Here is a 19,869-nt window from a genome sequence, read left to right as displayed (position 1 = left end):
TCAGATGCCTCAGCCCATAGAACTCATCGCCACCGTCCTGTTCGGCGTGGCGGTGCTGCATACCTTCTCCGTTCCCATGTTCGCCCGCCTGGCCCATCGCGGCGGGCCCCATGCCGGTTTCTGGCACCTGCTGGCCGAGGTCGAGGCGGTGTTCGGCGTGTGGGCGTTTGCCCTGATCGTGGCGATGGCGGCGCTGACCGGGCCGTCATCGGCCATCGGCTACATGGACACGCGCAATTTCACCGAGCCGCTGTTCGTCTTCACCATCATGGTGGTGGCGGCCAGCCGGCCGATCCTGGAACTGGTGGGACTGCTGGTGCGCGCCACGGCGCGCGTGTTGCCGCTGCCGCGTGAACTGGCCACGTTCTTCGTGGTGATGTCGCTGGTGCCGCTCGGCGGTTCGTTCATCACCGAGCCGGCGGCCATGACGCTGGCGGCGATCCTGCTGCGCGATGCCTATTTCCGCAGCAGCGGCCGCGCCGGCTTCAAGTACCTGACGCTGGGCGTGCTGTTCGTCAACGTGTCGATCGGCGGCGTGTTGACCTCCTACGCGGCGCCGCCGGTATTGATGGTGGCGTCCACCTTCGGCTGGGATTCGACTTTCATGGCGCAGCATTTCGGCTGGCGCGCGGCGGTGGCGGTGTGCCTGAACGCGGGCCTCTTGACCTTCATCTGCCGCAAGGCGCTGCTGGAACGTTCGGTGGGCACGGGCGGCGGCGTCGATGCGCCGGAAGGCAAGGACAACCGCCCGCCGGTGCCGGCGCTGGTGATGCTGATCCACCTGGTGTTCCTGGTGGCGGTGGTGCTGAGCGCGCACCACCCGGCGATCTTCCTGGGCCTGTTGATGATGTTCATCGGCTTTGCCGAGGCCTACAAGCGCCACCAGAACCGCCTGCTGATCAAGGAGGGGCTGATGGTGGGCTTCTTCCTGGCGGGCCTGGTGGTGCTGGGCGGGCTGCAGAAGTGGTGGCTGCAGGACCTGCTGGGCGGGCTGGAGCCGTTCGTGCTGTTCTGGGGCGCCACCGCGCTGACGGCCATCACCGACAACGCCGCGCTGACCTACCTCGGTTCGCTGGTGGAAGGCACCAGCGAAGCCTGGCGCTACATGCTGGTGGCGGGCGCCGTGACCGGAGGCGGCCTGACCGTGATCGCCAACGCGCCGAACCCGGCCGGTTTCGCCATCCTGAAGAACCATTTCCCCGATGGCAGCATTTCGTCCGGGCGGCTGTTTTTGTCTGCCCTGGGGCCGACGGCGGTGGCTGCCCTGATGTTCCTGCTGCCTGTCTGACGGAGCAGGGCGCGCACCTCTGACGGAGCCCCCGGGCGCCCCGCCGTGAGGGTGCCGCCGGCCTTTCACGAAAAACCGCTAAAATTCAAGACTTTCCCGTATTTTTCCGGCCGTGCCCGGCCGTTGTCCGGTCCAGCGCCAGCTCCGGCCCCGGGGCCTCCTCTTGGAGGACTCCTCGCGCCCCTGGTTTTGCGCCACGTCCGGCCGACGGTCACTGATACACCGGGCCCGCGCCTGGGAGCCCTCGATGCCCATCTACGCCTACAAGTGCAGCGCCTGTGGCCATGCCAAAGACGTTCTGCAGAAGATTTCCGACGCGCCGCTTTCGGTTTGCCCCGAATGCGGCCAGAGCACGTTTTCCAAGCAAGTGACCGCGGCTGGCTTCCAGCTCAAGGGCTCGGGCTGGTACGTCACCGATTTCCGCGGCAACGGCAACGGCAGCGGCGGCCAGCAGGCCACCGGCGCCAGCGCCCCGTCGGCGCCCGCTGACAGCGCCGCGCCGGCCGCCAGCGCACCGGCTCCGGCCGCTGCCCCCGCGCCCGCCGCGGGACCGGCCAGCGCCTCCTGAGTACCCGCGCGATGCGTATGCGCGTCATCAAGAAGTACTTCATCACCGGCCTGCTGATCTGGGTTCCCCTGGTCATCACGGTGTGGGTGCTGGGTCTGCTGGTCGCCACCCTCGAAGGGTTCGTGCCTGGCTTCCTGTCGTCCGAATCGCTGTTCGGCGTCGACATCCCCGGCTTCCGCTTCGTCCTGGTCATCGTGGTGGTGCTGCTGACGGGCATTTTCGCGGCCAACCTGATCGGCCGTACCATGGTGGACCAGTGGGAAAACCTGCTGGGCCGCATTCCCCTGGTGCGCTCGATCTACAACTCGGTCAAGCAGGTCAGCGATACCGTGCTGGCGCCCAACGGCCAGGCGTTTCGCCGCGCCGTGCTGGTGCAGTATCCGCGCGCCGGCAGCTGGACCATCGCGTTCGTCACCGGCACGCCCAGCGGCGAAGTGGCCGAACGGCTGCCCGGCGACCACATCAGCGTGTACGTGCCGACCACGCCGAATCCCACGTCCGGCTTCTTCCTGATGGTGCCCCGTGCCGACACGGTGGACCTGCAGATGAGCGTGGACGCGGCCTTGAAGTACATCGTTTCCATGGGCGTCGTCGCCCCGGGTCCGGCCGCGCCGGGCGCCCGGCCGGCGCCGTCCTCCCCGACGCCGGACGCGCAGCGCGCGCCGGGCGTCGACCTGTAACCCTTTACGCTACTACCAAGCACACAACGGAGTTATCCCGATGCGTACCTGCTACACCGGCCAGGTTTGCCGCGACCATCTCGGCCAGACCGTCACCCTGTATGGCTGGGTGAACCGCCGCCGCGACCACGGCGGGGTCATCTTCATCGACTTGCGCGACCGCGCGGGCCTGGCGCAGATCGTGTTCGATCCGGATAACGCCGCCTTCGCCACCGCCGAGCGCCTGCGCAACGAGTTCTGCGTCCGCGTAACCGGCCTGGTCCGCGAGCGTCCGGCGGGCACCGCCAATGCCGAGCTGGCCTCGGGCGAAATCGAAGTGCTGTGCAAGGAAGTCGAGATCCTGAACGCGTCGGTCACGCCGCCGTTCCAGCTGGACGACGACAACCTGTCGGAAACCACCCGCCTGACGCACCGCGTGCTGGACCTGCGCCGCCCGCAGATGCAGCGCAACCTGATGCTGCGCTACCGCGTCTCGATCGAAACCCGCAAGTTCCTGGACCAGCTGGGCTTCATCGACATCGAAACCCCGATGCTGGCCAAGAGCACGCCCGAAGGCGCACGCGACTACCTGGTGCCCTCGCGCGTCAACGCCGGCCACTTCTTCGCGCTGCCGCAGTCGCCGCAGCTGTTCAAGCAGATGCTGATGGTGTCGGGCTTTGACCGCTACTACCAGATCACCAAGTGCTTCCGCGACGAAGACCTGCGCGCCGACCGCCAGCCTGAATTCACCCAGATCGACTGCGAAACCTCGTTCCTGAACGAGCTCGAGATCCGCGAGATCTTCGAGAACATGATCCGCCACGTGTTCAAGGTGGTGCAGGGGGTCGACCTGGCCGAGCCGTTCCCCATCATGACCTGGACCGAAGCGATGCGTCGCTACGGTTCGGACAAGCCCGACCTGCGCGTGCAGCTCGAATTCACCGACATGACCGACGTCATGCGCGACGTGGACTTCAAGGTGTTCGCCGCCGCCGCCACGGCGCCCGGCAGCCGCGTGGTCGCCCTGCGCGTGCCCGGCGGCGCCGAGATGTCGCGCAGCGAGATCGACGCCTACACCCAGTTCGTCGGCATCTACGGCGCCAAGGGCCTGGCCTACATCAAGGTCAACGAAGTGGCCAAGGGCCGCGACGGCCTGCAATCGCCGATCGTCAAGAACCTGCATGACGCCGCCCTGGCCGAACTGGTCAAGCGCACCGGCGCGCAGGACGGCGACATCATCTTCTTCGGCGCCGACCGCGAGAAGGTCGTCAACGACGCCATCGGCGCGCTGCGCGTGAAGATCGGCCACAGCGAATTCGGCAAGAAGACCGGCCTGTTCACCGCGGGCTGGATGCCCCTGTGGGTGGTCGACTTCCCGATGTTCGAATACGACGAGGAAGATGGCCGCTACACCGCCGCGCATCACCCCTTCACCAGCCCCAAGGACGGCCACGAGGACTTCCTCGAGACCGATCCCAGCAAGGCGTTCGCCAAGGCCTACGACATGGTCCTGAACGGCTGGGAAATCGGCGGCGGCTCGGTCCGTATCCACCGCGAGGAAGTGCAGAGCAAGGTGTTCCGCGCGCTCAAGATCGGCGCCGAGGAAGCCCGCGAGAAGTTCGGCTACCTGCTGGACGCGCTGCAGTACGGCGCGCCTCCGCACGGCGGCATCGCCTTCGGCCTGGACCGCATCGTCACGATGATGACCGGCGCCGAATCGATTCGCGACGTGATCGCCTTCCCGAAGACCCAGCGCGCCCAGGACCTGCTGACCCAGGCGCCGTCGGAAGTCGATGAGAAGCAACTGCGCGAGCTGCACATCCGCCTGCGCAACGCTGAGCCGAAGTGAACCCACCCCCGAGCGCCTGCGGCGCTCCCCCTCAAGGGGGCGCCGCGCGGGACCGGCGGAGCCGGATCCCGGCGGCCTGGCTTGGTGGGGTATCTCGGGTTTGGGGCTTTTTTCCCTGCATGGTGTGTGTACGGCGGGGGAGGCATCCCGAGTGTGGGGCTTTGGTAGAACTGATGCGCCTCTGAGCCGCCGTTGGGCCCCGGTCACTGCCGTTTCAGGGTGTCTCCGAGGTGGGAAGGGTTCATGGAATTGGAGTAATCTGGCAAACGCCGCCTGGGTTGGCGGTGCTTGCCGGGGCTCTTTTTTTGTGGGTCGCGGTGAGCGGTTTCACTGTCTTGAGAGGCGCCATTCCTTCCATGTCGCTCATCCGTGTCGTCAGCTACAACATCCATAAAGGTCGCTCGGCGTTGGGCCGCCGCGACTCGTTGAACGAACTGCGCCTGGGCCTTTACGGCCTGCGCCCCGACCTGGTCTTCCTGCAGGAAGTGCAGGGCCGCAACGAGCAGAAATCGCTGCTCGACGCCCAGCATGAATCGCTGGCCGCCGCGCTCAAGCTGGACGTGGCCTATGGCCGCAATGCGATTCGCCACGAAACCGACCACGGCAACGCGCTGTTGTCGCGCTTTCCCATCCTCGACCATGAAAACCAGGATATCTCCGACCATCGCCTGGAGCAGCGCGGCCTGCTGCACGCGACCATCGAACTCGACGGGCGCTCGGTGCACTGCTTCGTGGTGCACCTGGGCCTGTTCGCCGGCAGCCGCAGCCGCCAGATCCTGGCGCTGACCGAGCGCATCCGGCGCATGGTGCCCGACGGCGAACCGATACTGATCGCCGGTGATTTCAACGATTGGGGCGACCGCCTGGCGCCGCTGTTCGTGCAGCAGCTGGGCCTGTACGAGGTGTTCTCGCACGCGCCGCGCAGCCATGGCGGCGAACTGCCGCGCCTGCGCGATTCGGTCAAGCGCCTGAGCAACGCCCTGCGTGGCCTGCCCAACAGCGGCGTTTCGGTGCTGGAACGCACCAACCAGCTTGGCATGGATGGCAGCTCGCGCCTGCTGCTGCCGCCCCCGCGCACCTTTCCGGCCGTGTTTCCCTGGTTCCGCCTGGACCGCATCTACCAGCGCGGCTTCGCCGTGCGCAGCGCGCGCGTGCTGCGCGGCCGCGAATGGGCGCGGCTGTCCGATCATTCCCCCTTGCTGGCCGAGCTGGAACTCCCGTGAAGGCCGAGCAGGTCAGGCTGGAGTGGACCGACGGCAACGACATCCGGCTGCTGCAGAACGGCACCGACTTCTTTCCGGCGCTGTGCCAGGCGATCGACGCGGCGCAATCCAGCGTGCATCTGGAAACCTATATCTTCATGCTGGACCGCACCGGCGTGAAGGTGCTGGATTGCCTGATGGCGGCGGCCGCGCGCGGCGTCAAGGTGCGCGTGGTGCTCGATGGCTTCGGCGCGGCCGAGACCGCCGAGACCCTGCGCGAACGCCTGACCGGCGCCGGCGCGCAATGCCGCATCTTCCGCCCCGAGCCGCGCTGGTTCGCGAAGTTCATTCCCTCGCGTAGCCGCCTGCGGCGCCTGCACCGCAAGGTCACCATCGTTGATGGCAACGTCGCCTTCATCGGCGGCATCAACATCATCGACGACTACGACGATCTCGATCCCACCGATGGCATTTCGGCGCCGCGCTTCGATTTCGCGGTGCAGGTGCGCGGACCGTTGGTGACCGAGGCGGCCTACGCGCAGGATCTGTTGTGGGTGCGCCTGAACTGGGCCCGCCTGCGGCGCCATCCGCGCGATTGGAGCCGCATGCGGCTGACCAAGCCCAGCCATGCGCCCGTGGCACCCTGTGGCGAGTTGCGCGCCGCGCTGGTGCTGCGCGACAACCTGCGTTTCCGCCAGACCTTCGAACGCGCCTATCTCTACGGCATCACGCAGGCGCGCCGCGACATCCTCATCGCCAACGCCTATTTTTTCCCCGGCCGCCAGTTCCGCCGCGCCCTGGCCAAGGCCGCCGCGCGCGGCGTGCGCGTGCGCCTGCTGTTGCAGGGCAAGGTCGAATACCGCATGCAGTACCACGCTACCCGCTCGCTCTACGACCAGCTGCTGCGCGACGGCATCGAGATCTACGAATACATGCCGAGCTACCTGCACGCCAAGGTGGCGGTGATCGACAATGTCGCCACGGTGGGTTCGTCCAACCTGGATCCCTTCAGCCTGCTGCTGGCGCGGGAGGCCAACGTGGTGATCGATGACCAGCCGTTCGCCTGGGACCTGCAGGAGCGCCTGGAGACGGCGATCCAGGAAGGCGGGCGTTTCATCCGGCCCCTGGATTACCAGCGGCGTGGATGGGTGCGGCGCTGGGTGGACGCGGTGTCTTATACGTTGTTGCGGATCGGGGTGGCGCTGACGGGGACGTCGGATAAGTACTGAACCGTTGGGGCCTGGCAGCTTCAAACGCGGTGGTACAGTCTTGCCTCCATGCAATCGCGCGGTAAGCTGCGTTCATTCTGACGGTAGGTTTGTCTATGACAAAAAGAGGAAAGAGAGTCGCCATAGTGCAGTCGAGCTATATTCCTTGGAAAGGATATTTCGAGATGATGCATTCTGTGGATGCATTCGTTTTCCTCGACGATGTGCAGTCTACACGCCGCGATTGGCGCACCCGCAATCGCATCAGAACCGCCAATGGCGACGCGTGGCTGACAATACCGGTGCATCACAGCCGCGATTTACGCATATGTGAAGTGGATGTCGCTGAGCAGGACTGGGCCGATAGGCACTGGAGGACACTACAGCTTGCCTACGCTCGGGCGCCATTCATGGGCGAGTTGAAACCTTGGTTGGAACGCCTATATGAGAATGCTGGCCAAGAAACCAAGTTGTCAGTAATAAATCGGATATTCATTGAGGGAATCAATGAATATCTTGGCGTCAGTACTCCACTGTATGCCTCCTATGATTTTCTGTCTTTCGAACAGTTGGATGCTTTAAGTCCAACGGACCGTTTGATTGAGTTATGCACCCGGTTGAAGGCAGATATTTATCTTTCTGGCCCAGCCGCGAAATCTTATCTGGACACTGCCTTATTCAATAGCAAGGGAATTGGCGTGGAGTGGATGTCGTATTTGAATTATCCTGAATATCCGCAATTGCACGGTGGCTTCAGGCATGATGTGACGATATTGGATCTTATATTGATGAAAGGCCCTGAGGCGCGTGATTATTTCATTCAAGGTGGCTCCTAACATTCTGCGTGGGGCGGCAGTGGACGAGCTGGGCAAGGAGAGACTTTATGAATGAAAATAATGACGTCCTGTTGAGTGAGGTCGCTGATTACTACGCGACAAAATTGAGAGAATATGGGGCAACTCCGCTTGGAGTAGATTGGAATGGGGAAGAAGGGCAGACTCTCAGGTTTGCTCAATTGGCGAAAATCTTGCCTCGGGAGGAATTTTCGGTTGCAGATATCGGTTGCGGTTATGGCGCCTTGCTGCACTATCTAGGCCAGAATTTCGAGAATTTTGAATATATAGGCTGCGATATAAGCGCTGAAATGATTGCGGCGGCAAAGGTGGGTGCCCCTGCCAATGCCCGATTCATGCAAGGAGTGCAACCGGATCAAATTTCAGATTATTGCGTTGCCAGCGGGATATTTAATGTGAAGCTCAATCGCTCCGACGCTGATTGGCGGGAGTACGTAGAAATATGTGTCGATAGTCTGGCTGCTTCAAGTCGGCGCGGTTTCGCATTCAACTGTTTGACGTCATATGCAGACGAAGATAAGAAGCGCGAAGATTTATACTATGCGGACCCTTGCTATTGGTTCGATCGATGCAAGCGAATTTATTCGAAGAATGTCGCGTTATTGCACGATTATGGTCTGTACGAATTCACCATCATCGTGAGGAAATGATATGAAGCCAATTGTGATTTTCGGCACTGGAGATATCGCCGAGTTGGCTCATTTCTATTTTTCGGACGATACTAAAAGACAGGTCGTCGCGTTCACCGTGGACCGCGAGTACCTCGGAGATGGGAGGTTCTGTGGTCTGCCTGTCATCGCATTCGATGAGATCACGCGGGCCTACCCGCCTGATTCGTACGAAATTTTCGTTGCTTTGAGCTATTCTGGCCTCAATCAATTGCGCAAGGCCAAGTTTCTGGCCGCACAAGGCCTTGGCTACACTCTGGCGAGCTACGTGAGCTCCCGTTGCACGTATCTTTCAAAGCAGCCGCCCGGGCAGAACTGCTTCATCCTGGAGGACAATACGATCCAGCCGTTTGTAGTCATTGGCGACAACGTTACGCTTTGGAGCGGCAACCACATTGGTCACCACTCCTCAGTTGGTTCGCATTGTTTTCTTGCGTCGCACGTGGTGGTCTCGGGAGGGGTCAATATCGGCGAACGCTGTTTCATCGGTGTGAATGCAACGCTACGCGATCACATTACTATTGGGGAAAACTGCGTGATCGGGGCCGCAGTGACATTGTTGGCCGACGCTGCTCCCGAAGGTGTTTATGCAGCCGCTACCGCTGAGCGGTCACGTGTGCCAAGTTCGCGCTTGAAGCGCATCTGACGTCGAGCCCCTAATGACTTGTTTTTCGCGCGACCAGCAACCGTGAGCCACCCACGGGCAGCGAAAGTTTCGCCCTGACCAACGCAAGCTCTACCCGCAGCGTAGTTTCAAAAACCTTGTCTAACCACTTGGGCAATCGTAGTTCCTTCTGGGGATCGAATTCGGCGGGGCTGCGTGCGTTGCGCCGCGCCGCCAGCATGGCAGGCAGCAGGAGCGAGACGAAGGAGGTGCTACGGACAATCTCGAAGCCCGCCTGGGTGACTTTCTTGTGAAGCTCGCCGGCGGTGTAGCGTCGAACATGGCATGCATATGCATCCGCCTCACTCCATAGCCAAGGGTGCTGCGGTACCGTGAGTATCAGCCCACCGCCGGGTACGAGTGCCCGGTGCATTTCAGTAAGTACTTGCTCGTCTTCGGGGATGTGCTCGAGAACGTCGTACGCGCCGATGACATCAAATTCATCGGTGAACGGCATGTTGCGGGCGTCCATCTGCATGAAACGAGCGCCAGGTACGCGACGCTGAGCGAATTCAAGTCCAGCACAGAATATCTCGCTGCCGCAAAGTCTTGCTGCGGGAAATGCTTGAGCGACACCCGATAAGACGAAACCGGTGCCGCACCCAATTTCCATGTAGCGGGTCATGTTCGGAAAATATACGTTCAATGCATGCACGATGAACGCATTGCGGCCTCGGAACCAAAAATTATTCGCTTCGAGTTGAGCCAGTGTTTCGAAATATTCGGCCTTGAATCCACCGCCTTCATTCATGAAGTCAGGGGACCAGGTATCCATACCGGACATCTGCAAGGGTGCGAAGCCACAATTAGGGCAGATTCGTAGCTCTGAATCGTATGGCTGTTTACAGCTTCGGCAGTCGATCATCGGGTTTCCATCAAATTCGGCTTATCGGACACGCATGGCGTTGATGTCACGAATCATCGCGAATTGCGAGACCGAAACCAGATTTTCCATAGCCATTGCCACAGTAAAGCATGTAGGTCTGGCCTCTGTGCTGGAACACATAAGGATATTCAATCATTTCGTGATCCCAGCCGGTTGGAGACACTGTAATGCCAGCCGCATCCAGAGCCAGCTGCCACTTTTCTCCAGACTGGCTGGTGGCATAGCCGATGCGGTACTTCATGCCGATATCGTCCCGATAGGAGAACCACATCTCGTATCCATCACGGCGGTTGCCCAACACCGTCGGACGCGAGAATGCCTGTGCAACGCCGATTTCATAGGGCACGGAGACTCCGTTGCGGGTCCAATGGCTACCGTCGTGCGAAGTGGCGTAGTTCAGCGTATGCAGCATGCCACCAGTAGGAGTTTGCCAAGTCAGCGTAGAGCCGTACCACATGTGATACAGCCCGGATTCCTCCTGTACCCAAGGATAGGACAGGCTGATGGAGTCTTGTGAATTAAGCGGCATGAGCGGAGTTGCACAATCCAGCTCCAGCGAATAGTCCGGGGCTACGCGCAAGCGGCCGATTTCACCATACCAATGGCCTTCGGCAGGCATCCGCCAGCCCATGAATAGCATGTAGCGCTGACCGGCTACCTCATAGCAGTTGCCAATGCTGACGCCGTGAGAATAGAAACTCCCGTCCGGGCCGTGTGTGAAAACGGGCTCATCTGAGGCACGCAGTACCAACTGCCTGCAAATGTCGATATCGACAAACCCGACCGATGAACGATTTTCTGAATCGCGTCCGCTGAAATAAATCCGAAAGACGTCGTCTTTGATGAGAACGGGAAGGGGGTTGGCTGCATGGCTGGCCAGTTTCGGATGCAAGGCTGGCGCGTCGTAAATGCGGCCGAGCTTCTTCCACGGCCTGGGGGTCTTGGCCGATAAGTCGTTGGTGTTGGACATTTGTGATTGTACGATCCTGACCATCACTGCTGGGGCGGAACGTCGGCGAGCCTGCGCTCCAGCCACTCATGTACGCTGATACCTTCTCGTGCTGCGGCGTCAACTACCTTGCTACGCGTTTCTGGAGAAACTCCCTCCAACTGCCCGTAATAGCGCGTGCGCGCGGTGCCGCCTCGGCGTCCCTTGTGCGGTACGTCGATGTTCATTGTGGGGCCTTGCGCAGAGACGGCGAAATCAATCATGTAAAAGCAATTGCCCAGTACCCAAGCGCAGTGCACATCTTGACTTTGATGCGGAAGATGCTCCAACGGTAGCGGGCTTGCCCATAAGGGGATGTTGTTGATCGCAACCTTGGCGTATTCGGAAGTACGCAACCAAGGAGCGACGCCCTCGTCACCGAACGCGACCCTGCCTCCGACCCGGGTGACTCGTGCCATCTCCGAAATAGCCCCTGACATGTCGCCAAACAGATTGATGCCGCCGAAATGAAAAACTGCGTCAAATGTGCCGGCGGGAAATGGCAGGGACAACGCATCGCCTACGGAAAATTCCGGGATCAGGATGTCGCATTGCTTCGCGAAATTCGCACTGGCATGCAACACCATGGTCTTGGACAAATCCTGCGCGTACAGACGGCCGGACCGACCAATGGCCTGGGCGATTGGAAACAGGTCTTCGCCCAGTCCACAGCCGGTAACCAGTACGGTGTCGCCGCTCTTGAGCCGTAGGCGGGAAATCAGTTGCTTCCGAAATTCTTCTTCGTCCTGCCCAAAGCTGGCAAATAGCCAGTCCAGGAAATTGCGATAGATTTCCCCCGCATGGGCAGATTGGTACATCGCGTGCACGCTTTCATTGACGGTCGCCCTGGGGGCTCCAGCTATGAAGTCGACTATGTTGTTCTCAATCAGGGGGTATGTGCTGCCTGACGCTGTGCGTAGGCCTTCATGGCTCTTGGTGAGCGGCTCGTGCGTGATGGGACAGACATAGGTCATGGCAATATTCGCGCTCAATAGGTTTTCGAGCTGCGCGTGTCAAGGTACGCAGCTACGTTCTTTGGTGTGGCGTATTGCATTCCAAGGAAGTCCCGATCTTCTGGTGCAAGGGGAGCATCTCGTAACGCCTCGGCCAGATCGATTTGCTGACGGATCAATGGAATGGTGTAAAGGTGATTTACCGCTCGCCGCTTATGTGAGCTCTGGTTGAATCCCCCGCGATGAAAGCACATGCAATCGAGCACGATGAATGAACCCGCAGACGCCTGCACCTGAACTGCGTTGCTATTCACGAAAGCTTCTGACGGGAACGCCTCGCGTTTGTGACTGGCGGGCAAGACGTGCGTGGCGCCGTTCTCCAGAGTGAAATCATCCACACAGTAAAGGGCATTAATGGCAATCGGGCGGGAGGACACGAAATGCTGATATGGCAGATCGCGATGCCATGCGGCTTGATTGTATTTTTCCCCGGGAGGATTGATGATGCCGTTTTGCTGGTTCAAGATGAATTTTCCCTGGATCAGGCCGCGGATCGTGTTCAGAACGACGGGAGTTTGAGCCAGCTTCAGGAACTCCGCTTCAATGGCCAGGGGCAGCCGAATGCCGTGGAACTCATCCAGCTGACGCAAACGGTCTTCCCCGTGAATCGCCACATATCGGTTATGAGTGGCGTCAAAGACGCTGCGGAACTCGTCGATCTGCTCTTTGGAAAAACCGGAACCCAGTACGGCATAACCAAGGTGATCAATCTGCTCGACAGCAGACTGCACGGTATCAGCCGAAACGGCGCGCTCCAGGATGCCATAGGACGGGGAGGGTTCTTGGGATTTGTGCATAGCCGTCGGAAATGTAAGGTCGACTGGTGGGCCTCAAGACGCGTGGTCTGGGGCTCTGCGTTGGCTATCTTCACGGATCGCTTCTTGCGTCTCGGTATCGCCAGTTCGATAGATCTGCCGCACGATTGTATAGGGTCTGCGCTTGGTCTCGGAGTAGATCTTCGCCAGGTAGATGCCGATGACACCGATGAACGAGATGATCAGGCCACCTAATAGCCAAATTGAGGCCATGATTGACGTATATCCGCTTACGGGCTTGGACAGCAGCCAATAGTTCAGGACGAGGTATGCGGTATACGCGCTTGCAGCGGCGGAAATGGATGCGCCGATGTAGAAAATCCACACCAGCGGGGCATTGCTGAACGATGTGATTGCGTTGACGAAGTGCGAGATCTTACGCCGCAACGTATACGTCGTCTGGCTGGTTGAATACTTCGTAATAGGTTGCGCGTATTGCTTGAATCCGGTGATATGCCATAGACCTCCTATGTTCACCTCTCGCTCGCGATGCCGAAGCAGCGCTCGTGTGTATCTCCGGGTCATCAATCGCGCTGTCACGATGTTATCGGGCTGGCGAACTCCAGTCAGCACGCGGAACAGATGATAGAAAATCAGGCCGCTATATTTTTCTACCCAGCCGCCGCGTCTACGTTGTTGAACACCGAATACGACATCGGCATTTTCCGCATGCATTTTCGCCGCAAACTCAAGTAGGCATTCAGGTTCCTCTTCAAGGTCGCTGTCGATCAGGAATATGCGTTCACCGCGGGCATGGGCAAGGCCGGTCATCATCGCCTTGTGGTGGCCAAAATTCCTCGATAGATCGACCACCGTCGCATGGGAGTCGTCTCGAGTCAACGCAATCGCCAACTCCAGGCTATGGTCAGGAGACCCGTCGTTAACAAGAATGATTTCGTAGTCGTCGCCGACCAGCGATCTTGCTGCAGCCGAGGCGCGACGATGGAACTCTTGAAGGTGGGATGCAGATCGATAAAGAGTGGCGACAATGGATAATTTCATAAGGGTGCCTGGCACGGGCCGAAAGCGATTGAAATCACGCTGAGGCTGCGCGGTCATACGATGTTTACGCGGCTCTAGCAGCTATCTGCAATACCCTTGATCACTCGTTCCTGCTGCTCCCAGGTCAGGTCTGCGTACATTGGCAGGCGTAGGAGGGTTTTGACGGTCTGCCTGGTGACCGTCATATCACTGGCCACGCGTCCATGACGCTTGCCAGCGGGTGATTCGTGCAGCGAGACATAGTGGCTGCTCGATTGGATGCCGCAGTCGGCCAAGGCTTGATGGACACGTTGCTTGGCTGCTTCGTCAGGCAGCAGCACATAGTAGATGTGGCCATTGTGTACAGCATGTTCCGGCACGATAGGTCGACGAAGGCGACCGGCGGATTCGAGCGATTGCAGGCCCTCGTGATACCGGGTCCAGGCAGCGACGCGTCGTTCAGTGATCTTGTGAGAGTCTTCCAGTTGGGCGTATAGGAACGCGGCGATCAGTTCGCTGGGGAGATAAGACGACCCAAGTTCCTGCCACGTGTATTTGTCGACCTCGCCTCGGATGAATCTCGACCTATCGGTACCCTTTTCACGAATGATCTCGGCGCGTTCACCGCGTTCAGGCTCCCGTACTAGCAAAGCTCCGCCTTCACCCGAAACGATGTTCTTGGTACCGTGGAAGCTCAGTGCGCCGTAGTCGCCCAGGGTGCCAAGCGCTTTGCCGCGCCATGTGGATCCCAATCCTTGCGCGGCATCTTCCACTAATTTCAAGTTATGGCATCGGGCGATCGAGCCGATTGCGTCCATGTCGCAGGATATGCCCGCGTAATGAACCGGAACGATCGCTTTTGTCCGGTTTGTCAGTGCAGGCTCGATGAGCGATGCATCCAGATTCTGCGTGTCGGGATCGATATCGACAAAGACTGCCGTGGCGCCGCGCAAGGCAAATGCATTGGCCGTGCTCACGAAGGTAAACGAGGGCATGATCACTTCATCGCCGGGTTCGATCTCGCAAAGCAGGGCGGCCATTTCCAGCGACGCGGTGCAGGAATGGGTCAGGAGGGCCTTTGGCGACTGCAGATTCGATTCAAGCCACGCATGACAGCGTTTGGTAAATGCGCCGTCACCGGTGAGATGGCGGCTTTCGATGACGTGTTTGAGATATTCGATTTCAACGCCGGTAATGGGCGGACGATTGAACGGTATTGGATTCATGTCAGGCTCCCAAATTGCTCACGGCGAGGCCGATCATGATTATCAGGGTTCCGGCTATGCGGTAGTGGCCTAGCGGTTCGCCGAATAGGAAATGGGAGCCGATAAGTACCAGGGGATATATCAAGCTGGTCAAGGGGTAGGCTACCGACAGAGGCAGTTTGGTGCTGGCCAATGTCCAGAAGACGAAGGCAACGCCAAAACTCGCCATCGCTGCAACCGCCAATGGTGTCAGCAGCGCCTGTACGACGAAAAGCAACTTGCCGATCAATTCGGCTGGGGGGGATCCCATTCGAGTGATCTGCAGCCTGAAGACCAAGACAGACAGGGCAGACAACACAATCATGCCTGCCAGCATGGCGTAGGCGGAGACTTTGGTCATTTCACTTCCTGGGAAAGGCGGTGCAGATACTCGGCATAGCTATTTTTTCCATAGCGATCAGCCAGATCCAGGAGATCAGTCGTGGTAATCCACCGCTGCCGCCAAGCGACTTCCTCCAGACAGGCGATTTTCATGCCCTGACGCCGCTCGACAGTGGCGACCAAGTTGGCGGCGTCCAGTAAGCCGTCGGCTGTACCGGTATCGAGCCAAGCGAAGCCGCGCCCCAGGCGTTCAACGTGAAGTTGTTGTTGTTGCAGGTACACACGGTTCAGATCGGTGACCTCGATTTCTCCACGTGCCGAGGGCTTAAGCTTGCGTGCATATTCGACGACGCTGTTGTCGTAAAAGTACAGGCCGGTCACTGCATGGTTGGAGCGAGGGGTCTGGGGCTTTTCCTCGATGTTGATTGCCTTGCCGTTCTGATCGAATTCAACAACACCAAAGGCGCGTGGATCCAGAACTTCGTAGCTGAAAATGGTGGCGCCCTGTTCGCGCTTGGTGGCACGTTCCAGCGAGGTGGATAGACCCACGCCATAGAAAATATTGTCGCCGAGTATGAGTGAGACTGGGTCGTCGTCGATGAACTTTTCGCCTATCAGGAACGCATCAGCCAGGCCTCGCGGTTGATCCTGTTCCGCATAAGACAGCCGGATTCCCAGTGGCGAGCCATCGCCCAGCAGGTCTTGGAAACGGGAGAGGTCTTCGGGTGTGGAGATGATCAGGATGTCCCGAATACCCGCCAGCATGAGAACCGAGAGCGGATAGTAGATCATCGGCTTGTCAAAGACAGGCAGCAGCTGTTTGCTGATGCTGCGAGTCATCGGATACAGTCGCGTGCCTCTGCCACCCGCCAGAATGATGCCTTTCCACACAACAAATGCTCCTAAACGGGAAACGTGTACCCGGCGGAGAACGATTGAGCGCCGGAAAAACTGCGGACTTGGCCGCTGCGCGATTCTACCTTTTTGACTTGCTCCCTAAAAGTTGTTTCGACGTCACCTTGAGCTCCGCATGACACGCCCGATGCTGGCTGAGCGGTTCTTCATCGAGGGAGTAAAATCAATAGCTACCTTGCCGCTCTCCCCGGGTGGCATTTAATAGGCAAATTTGGCATGACCATTCTCGTAACTGGAGGGGCGGGGTTCATTGGGTCGAACTTCGTTCTGGATTGGCTTGAGCTTCATGACGAGGCGGTCGTGACGTTGGATAAGCTCACCTATGCTGGCAATCCGCGCAATCTGGCCAAGCTTGAAAACGATGACCGCCATGAATTGATAGTGGGCGACATCGCCGACAGCAATCTGGCTGCAGAATTACTGGCTCGCTTTAACCCACGTGCGGTGCTTCATCTGGCGGCGGAGTCTCACGTGGATCGTTCAATTCACGGCCCGGGCGAGTTCATCCAGACGAATATCGTAGGCACGTTCCATCTCTTGCAGGCTGTCCTTAGCTACTGGAACAGCCTCACCGGCACGTCCCGTGAGGCGTTCCGGTTCCTGCATGTGTCGACGGATGAAGTGTATGGCTCGCTGGATGCTGGCGTTGCGGCTTTCTCCGAGCTTAACCAGTACCAGCCGAACAGTCCTTATGCGGCGAGCAAAGCAGCCAGCGATCATCTGGTTCGGGCCTATCATCACACTTACGGGCTGCCGGTATTGACTACCAATTGCTCGAATAACTATGGACCTTTCCAATTTCCCGAGAAGCTCATTCCGTTGATCATTCACAACGCGTTGGCTGGTCGTCCGCTACCTCTGTACGGCGACGGGCAACAGATCCGTGATTGGCTTTACGTGGGAGATCACTGCAGCGGGCTGCGTCAGGTCTTGGAGCACGGGAGGGTCGGCGAAACCTACAACATCGGTGGTTGCAACGAACAGACCAACATTGATGTCGTACGTCAGATCTGCATACTTCTGGATGAGTTGTGCCCAAAGAAAGATGGCGCGTCCTACCAGGCCCAAATGACGTTTGTTCCGGACCGCCCGGGGCATGACCGTCGGTATGCGATCGACGCTGGCAAGCTTGCTCGTGAATTAGGCTGGCACCCGGTAGAGACTTTTGAAACAGGGCTGCGCAAGACTGTGAATTGGTATATCGCCAACTCGGCATGGGTGTCGGAGATTGTTGACGGGTCCTATCACAAGTCTTGGGTGAAAAAGCAGTACGGGCGTTAGCCCGCACGTTGCCCTATGCCTGATGATGTATTGCCTCGATTGAGTCCACAGCCATGAAGATTACGCCGCTGTCCATTCCCGATGTACTGCTGATCGAGCCGGAGGTGTTCGTCGATGCCAGGGGGGCGTTCATGGAAAGCTATCAGCAACAGCGGTACGAGGACGCCATTGGTCGGCCGCTTCGATTTGTGCAGGACAACGTGTCAAGATCTCGGTGTAATGTGCTCAGAGGTCTGCACTATCAACTGTTGAAACCCCAGGGCAAGCTGGTCAGCGTTATCGAGGGCGTGGTGTTTGATGTGGCAGTGGATCTCAGGCGCAGCTCATCCACGTTTGGCAAATGGGTCGGCGCGACCCTCTCTGCTGATAATCATCGGCAATTGTGGGTGCCTGAAGGCTTTGCGCACGGATTTCTGGTGCTCTCGGAATCCGCGTGCTCGCTGTACAAATCCACGGAGTACTATGCGCCTTCGTGCGAGCGTTGCATGCGTTGGGACGACTCCACGCTGAACATAGCTTGGCCGCTGGACTCCGTGCCCATCCTGTCGGATAAAGATCGCGCGGGTTTGTCGATGGATCAGGCGGAAACCTTCGCGTAGGCCCCCTCTTGCTGGCTCGTGACCAATTCGGACAAAATGCCTCTTATCTCGCGAATTTCCATTGGCGCTGGTGTATGCGGCTCGCTAATTCTGTTGGCCTTTGCCGTCTGCTATGCAGGTTTCGGCTTGGATATCACCGACGAGAGCTTTTATCTAATATGGACCGGCGCCCCTTATGAGTACGTTGCGTCTGTATCGCAATTCGGATTTGCCTATCATCCGCTGGACTTGTTGCTTGGTGGGAACATTGCCGAGTTGCGTATTGCGAACATCATCCTGACTTTCGGTTTGGCGTGGGTGGCTGGCAGCATCTATTTGCGGGAGGCGTACGCGGAACCCCCGACGCTTGGGCAAGCATGGGCTCTGGGCGGTGTATTCGCCAGCAGTAGCCTAGCCATATTTCAGGTATGGCTGCCCACGCCCAACTACAACACGCTCGCCTTTCAGTCGTGTCTGCTTGCCGTCATCGGGCTGTGCCTGATACCGCGAAAACCCGCATCGGGCGTGGTGGGTTGGTTGATCCTTGCGTTCGGTGGTTGGCTGGCATTCCTGGCGAAGCCAACCACTGCGTTTGCGTTGGGTGTCCTCTCGGTGCCATACCTCCTGCTTGCTGGAAAGTTGCGTATGCGCGGTATTCTGGTGGGTCTCGCTTTTCTTGTCGGACTCGCGCTTGCTACTGCGTTCAGCATCGATGGATCGGTGTTGGGGTTCTTGCAACGCATCCGGCTTGGCCTGGATGCAACTGCCCTCATGGGTGCTGGGCACGGTTTGGTGCAGATGTTGCGGCTGGACCCGTGGGCACCCTCGCCGTTGCTCATAAATGCCTTTGCGGTGCTGGCTTTCTTTATCGCATTCTCGGCCGCACTACTCGCCGGCGGAAGCTTCGTTGCGCGCGCGGCTGGGGCTCTGCTGATTGTTGTCAGTACGGTAGTGGTCTTGCTGGTCGTCTTGCGCATCGTGGAAGTGCCGTCATTTGGTGACTTGGGAGGCATGTTGTTGTTTGCCACCGTGCCAGGCACTATCGCGGCATGCCTTTGGATGAGGGCGCGCTTGGCATCGGAGCGGGTTCCTGCGCGTAGCGGTGCAGTTGTCAATGTGCTGATCTGCCTGCTTGTGCCGGTAGCCTATGTATTTGGCACCAATAACAATTATTGGAGCACCATGCCGGGCGCGGCTTATTTTTGGGTGCTCGCGGCAGCGGGTTTGGGGGCGTGGTCCAGGACCTGCCGGCCAACCTGGACATACGTGATGTCTGCGGGCGTCGCGGCTCAAATAGTGACCGCGATGTTGCTTCACAATGCTATGGCCACTCCTTACCGTCAGGCGCCACCCCTATGGTCCTACTCGCACAGCGTAACTGTCGGTGCCGCAGGATCGCGCTTGCTGATGTCCGAACAGGCCGCGACCTACATCAAGGAGCTGCAGGGTGCCGCGAGGCTTGCGGGATTTACCGCGGGACAGCCGTTGATTGACCTGTCCGGGCGTTCGCCAGGTTCGCTGTATATCCTGGGCGCCAATGCGGTTGGACTTCCCTGGTTGATTGGGGGGTATCCTGGCAGCACCGCATTTGTTCAACGAGCGTTGGATGCCGTATCTTGCGATGTACTGGCGCGAGCCTGGTTGTTGATCGAGCCTGGTACTCCTTATTCGATGCCAGACTCAATGGTGGGACATTTCGGCGCTGTCCAAACATCGGATTATGCTGCTACGAGCGAGATCACTGTGCCGCCGGGTTTCGGTGCGCGCGGCAGCGCAAGCCGTCAGTGGCTGCTTAAGCCTTTGAGAGCGCCAGCGAGCGCCGCGGCCGCTTGCCAGGCGCAGCGGCAGCTACGGCTGGCGGATTGA

Annotated in this window: 20 protein-coding genes; 12 read left to right on the top strand and 8 right to left on the bottom strand. The window is 59.2% G+C overall.

What is annotated here, in order from left to right; all coding sequences use genetic code 11:
• Positions 1-4: 4 nt before the first annotated feature.
• From AC6CR5_RS19505 to AC6CR5_RS19465, 9 genes are all read left to right on the top strand, one after another.
• A complete protein-coding gene (locus AC6CR5_RS19505) occupies positions 5-1,288 on the top strand; it encodes a putative Na+/H+ antiporter (RefSeq protein ID WP_006389685.1) in 1,284 nt (427 codons plus the stop codon).
• A 247-nt stretch (positions 1,289-1,535) separates the two neighbouring features.
• Positions 1,536-1,856, top strand: coding sequence for an FmdB family zinc ribbon protein (locus tag AC6CR5_RS19500; protein WP_173000127.1), 321 nt, complete (start codon positions 1,536-1,538; stop codon positions 1,854-1,856).
• A gap of 17 nt (positions 1,857-1,873) precedes the next feature.
• Positions 1,874-2,536, top strand: coding sequence for a DUF502 domain-containing protein (locus AC6CR5_RS19495; protein WP_020925858.1), 663 nt, complete (start codon positions 1,874-1,876; stop codon positions 2,534-2,536).
• A 40-nt stretch (positions 2,537-2,576) separates the two neighbouring features.
• Positions 2,577-4,364: an aspartate--tRNA ligase gene (aspS, locus tag AC6CR5_RS19490; RefSeq protein WP_054485548.1), complete on the top strand. Its 1,788-nt coding sequence runs from the start codon at positions 2,577-2,579 to the stop codon at positions 4,362-4,364.
• Between the two features lie 356 nt (positions 4,365-4,720).
• Entirely contained in the window at positions 4,721-5,587 is an 867-nt protein-coding gene (locus tag AC6CR5_RS19485; protein ID WP_006389688.1) for an endonuclease/exonuclease/phosphatase family protein, read from the top strand.
• Positions 5,584-6,795, top strand: coding sequence for a cardiolipin synthase ClsB (clsB, locus tag AC6CR5_RS19480; RefSeq protein ID WP_053496950.1), 1,212 nt, complete (start codon positions 5,584-5,586; stop codon positions 6,793-6,795). The genes AC6CR5_RS19485 and clsB overlap by 4 nt, the downstream gene beginning before the upstream one ends.
• A 95-nt stretch (positions 6,796-6,890) precedes the next feature.
• Positions 6,891-7,610 carry a WbqC family protein gene (locus tag AC6CR5_RS19475; protein WP_498084851.1) on the top strand — a complete coding sequence of 240 codons (720 nt, stop codon included), beginning with the start codon at positions 6,891-6,893 and terminating at the stop codon, positions 7,608-7,610.
• A gap of 47 nt (positions 7,611-7,657) precedes the next feature.
• Positions 7,658-8,278, top strand: coding sequence for a methyltransferase (locus AC6CR5_RS19470; protein ID WP_498084850.1), 621 nt, complete (start codon positions 7,658-7,660; stop codon positions 8,276-8,278).
• 1 nt (position 8,279) lies between these two features.
• Positions 8,280-8,942 carry an acetyltransferase gene (locus AC6CR5_RS19465; protein WP_498084849.1) on the top strand — a complete coding sequence of 221 codons (663 nt, stop codon included), beginning with the start codon at positions 8,280-8,282 and terminating at the stop codon, positions 8,940-8,942.
• A gap of 10 nt (positions 8,943-8,952) precedes the next feature.
• Here the strand turns inward: AC6CR5_RS19465 and AC6CR5_RS19460 are convergent, their stop codons facing one another.
• The 8 genes from AC6CR5_RS19460 to rfbA form a co-directional block, all read right to left on the bottom strand.
• Complete coding sequence (locus AC6CR5_RS19460) at positions 8,953-9,735, bottom strand: class I SAM-dependent methyltransferase (protein WP_498084848.1); 783 nt, start codon at positions 9,733-9,735, stop codon at positions 8,953-8,955.
• A 136-nt stretch (positions 9,736-9,871) separates the two neighbouring features.
• Complete coding sequence (locus tag AC6CR5_RS19455) at positions 9,872-10,816, bottom strand: glycoside hydrolase family protein (protein WP_498084847.1); 945 nt, start codon at positions 10,814-10,816, stop codon at positions 9,872-9,874.
• A 23-nt stretch (positions 10,817-10,839) separates the two neighbouring features.
• On the bottom strand, positions 10,840-11,808 hold the full coding sequence (locus tag AC6CR5_RS19450; RefSeq protein WP_498084846.1) for a class I SAM-dependent methyltransferase: 969 nt from the start codon (positions 11,806-11,808) through the stop codon (positions 10,840-10,842).
• A gap of 14 nt (positions 11,809-11,822) precedes the next feature.
• Positions 11,823-12,644, bottom strand: coding sequence for a phytanoyl-CoA dioxygenase family protein (locus tag AC6CR5_RS19445; protein ID WP_498084845.1), 822 nt, complete (start codon positions 12,642-12,644; stop codon positions 11,823-11,825).
• Positions 12,645-12,677: 33 nt separating this feature from the next.
• Positions 12,678-13,664 (bottom strand): glycosyltransferase family 2 protein, encoded by a 987-nt coding sequence (locus tag AC6CR5_RS19440; protein WP_498084844.1) that lies wholly within the window; start codon positions 13,662-13,664, stop codon positions 12,678-12,680.
• Between the two features lie 74 nt (positions 13,665-13,738).
• Positions 13,739-14,869, bottom strand: coding sequence for a dTDP-4-amino-4,6-dideoxygalactose transaminase (rffA, locus tag AC6CR5_RS19435; protein ID WP_498084843.1), 1,131 nt, complete (start codon positions 14,867-14,869; stop codon positions 13,739-13,741).
• 1 nt (position 14,870) lies between these two features.
• Positions 14,871-15,248 carry an EamA family transporter gene (locus AC6CR5_RS19430; protein WP_498084842.1) on the bottom strand — a complete coding sequence of 126 codons (378 nt, stop codon included), beginning with the start codon at positions 15,246-15,248 and terminating at the stop codon, positions 14,871-14,873.
• Complete coding sequence (rfbA, locus tag AC6CR5_RS19425; RefSeq protein ID WP_498084841.1) at positions 15,245-16,120, bottom strand: glucose-1-phosphate thymidylyltransferase RfbA; 876 nt, start codon at positions 16,118-16,120, stop codon at positions 15,245-15,247. The genes AC6CR5_RS19430 and rfbA overlap by 4 nt, the downstream gene beginning before the upstream one ends.
• 240 nt (positions 16,121-16,360) lie before the next feature.
• Between rfbA and rfbB the strand changes: the two genes are divergently transcribed.
• The 3 genes from rfbB to AC6CR5_RS19410 all read left to right on the top strand — a co-directional run bounded on the left by rfbB (position 16,361) and on the right by AC6CR5_RS19410 (position 19,869).
• Entirely contained in the window at positions 16,361-17,425 is a 1,065-nt protein-coding gene (rfbB, locus tag AC6CR5_RS19420; RefSeq protein WP_498084840.1) for a dTDP-glucose 4,6-dehydratase, read from the top strand.
• 53 nt (positions 17,426-17,478) lie between these two features.
• Positions 17,479-18,024 (top strand): dTDP-4-dehydrorhamnose 3,5-epimerase, encoded by a 546-nt coding sequence (gene rfbC, locus AC6CR5_RS19415; protein ID WP_498084839.1) that lies wholly within the window; start codon positions 17,479-17,481, stop codon positions 18,022-18,024.
• A 126-nt stretch (positions 18,025-18,150) separates the two neighbouring features.
• Positions 18,151-19,869 (top strand): hypothetical protein, encoded by a 1,719-nt coding sequence (locus tag AC6CR5_RS19410; RefSeq protein ID WP_498084838.1) that lies wholly within the window; start codon positions 18,151-18,153, stop codon positions 19,867-19,869.

It is taken from the genome of Achromobacter sp. EG18 (genome assembly GCF_059759395.1).
This window is presented reverse-complemented; position numbering and strand designations above follow the sequence as displayed.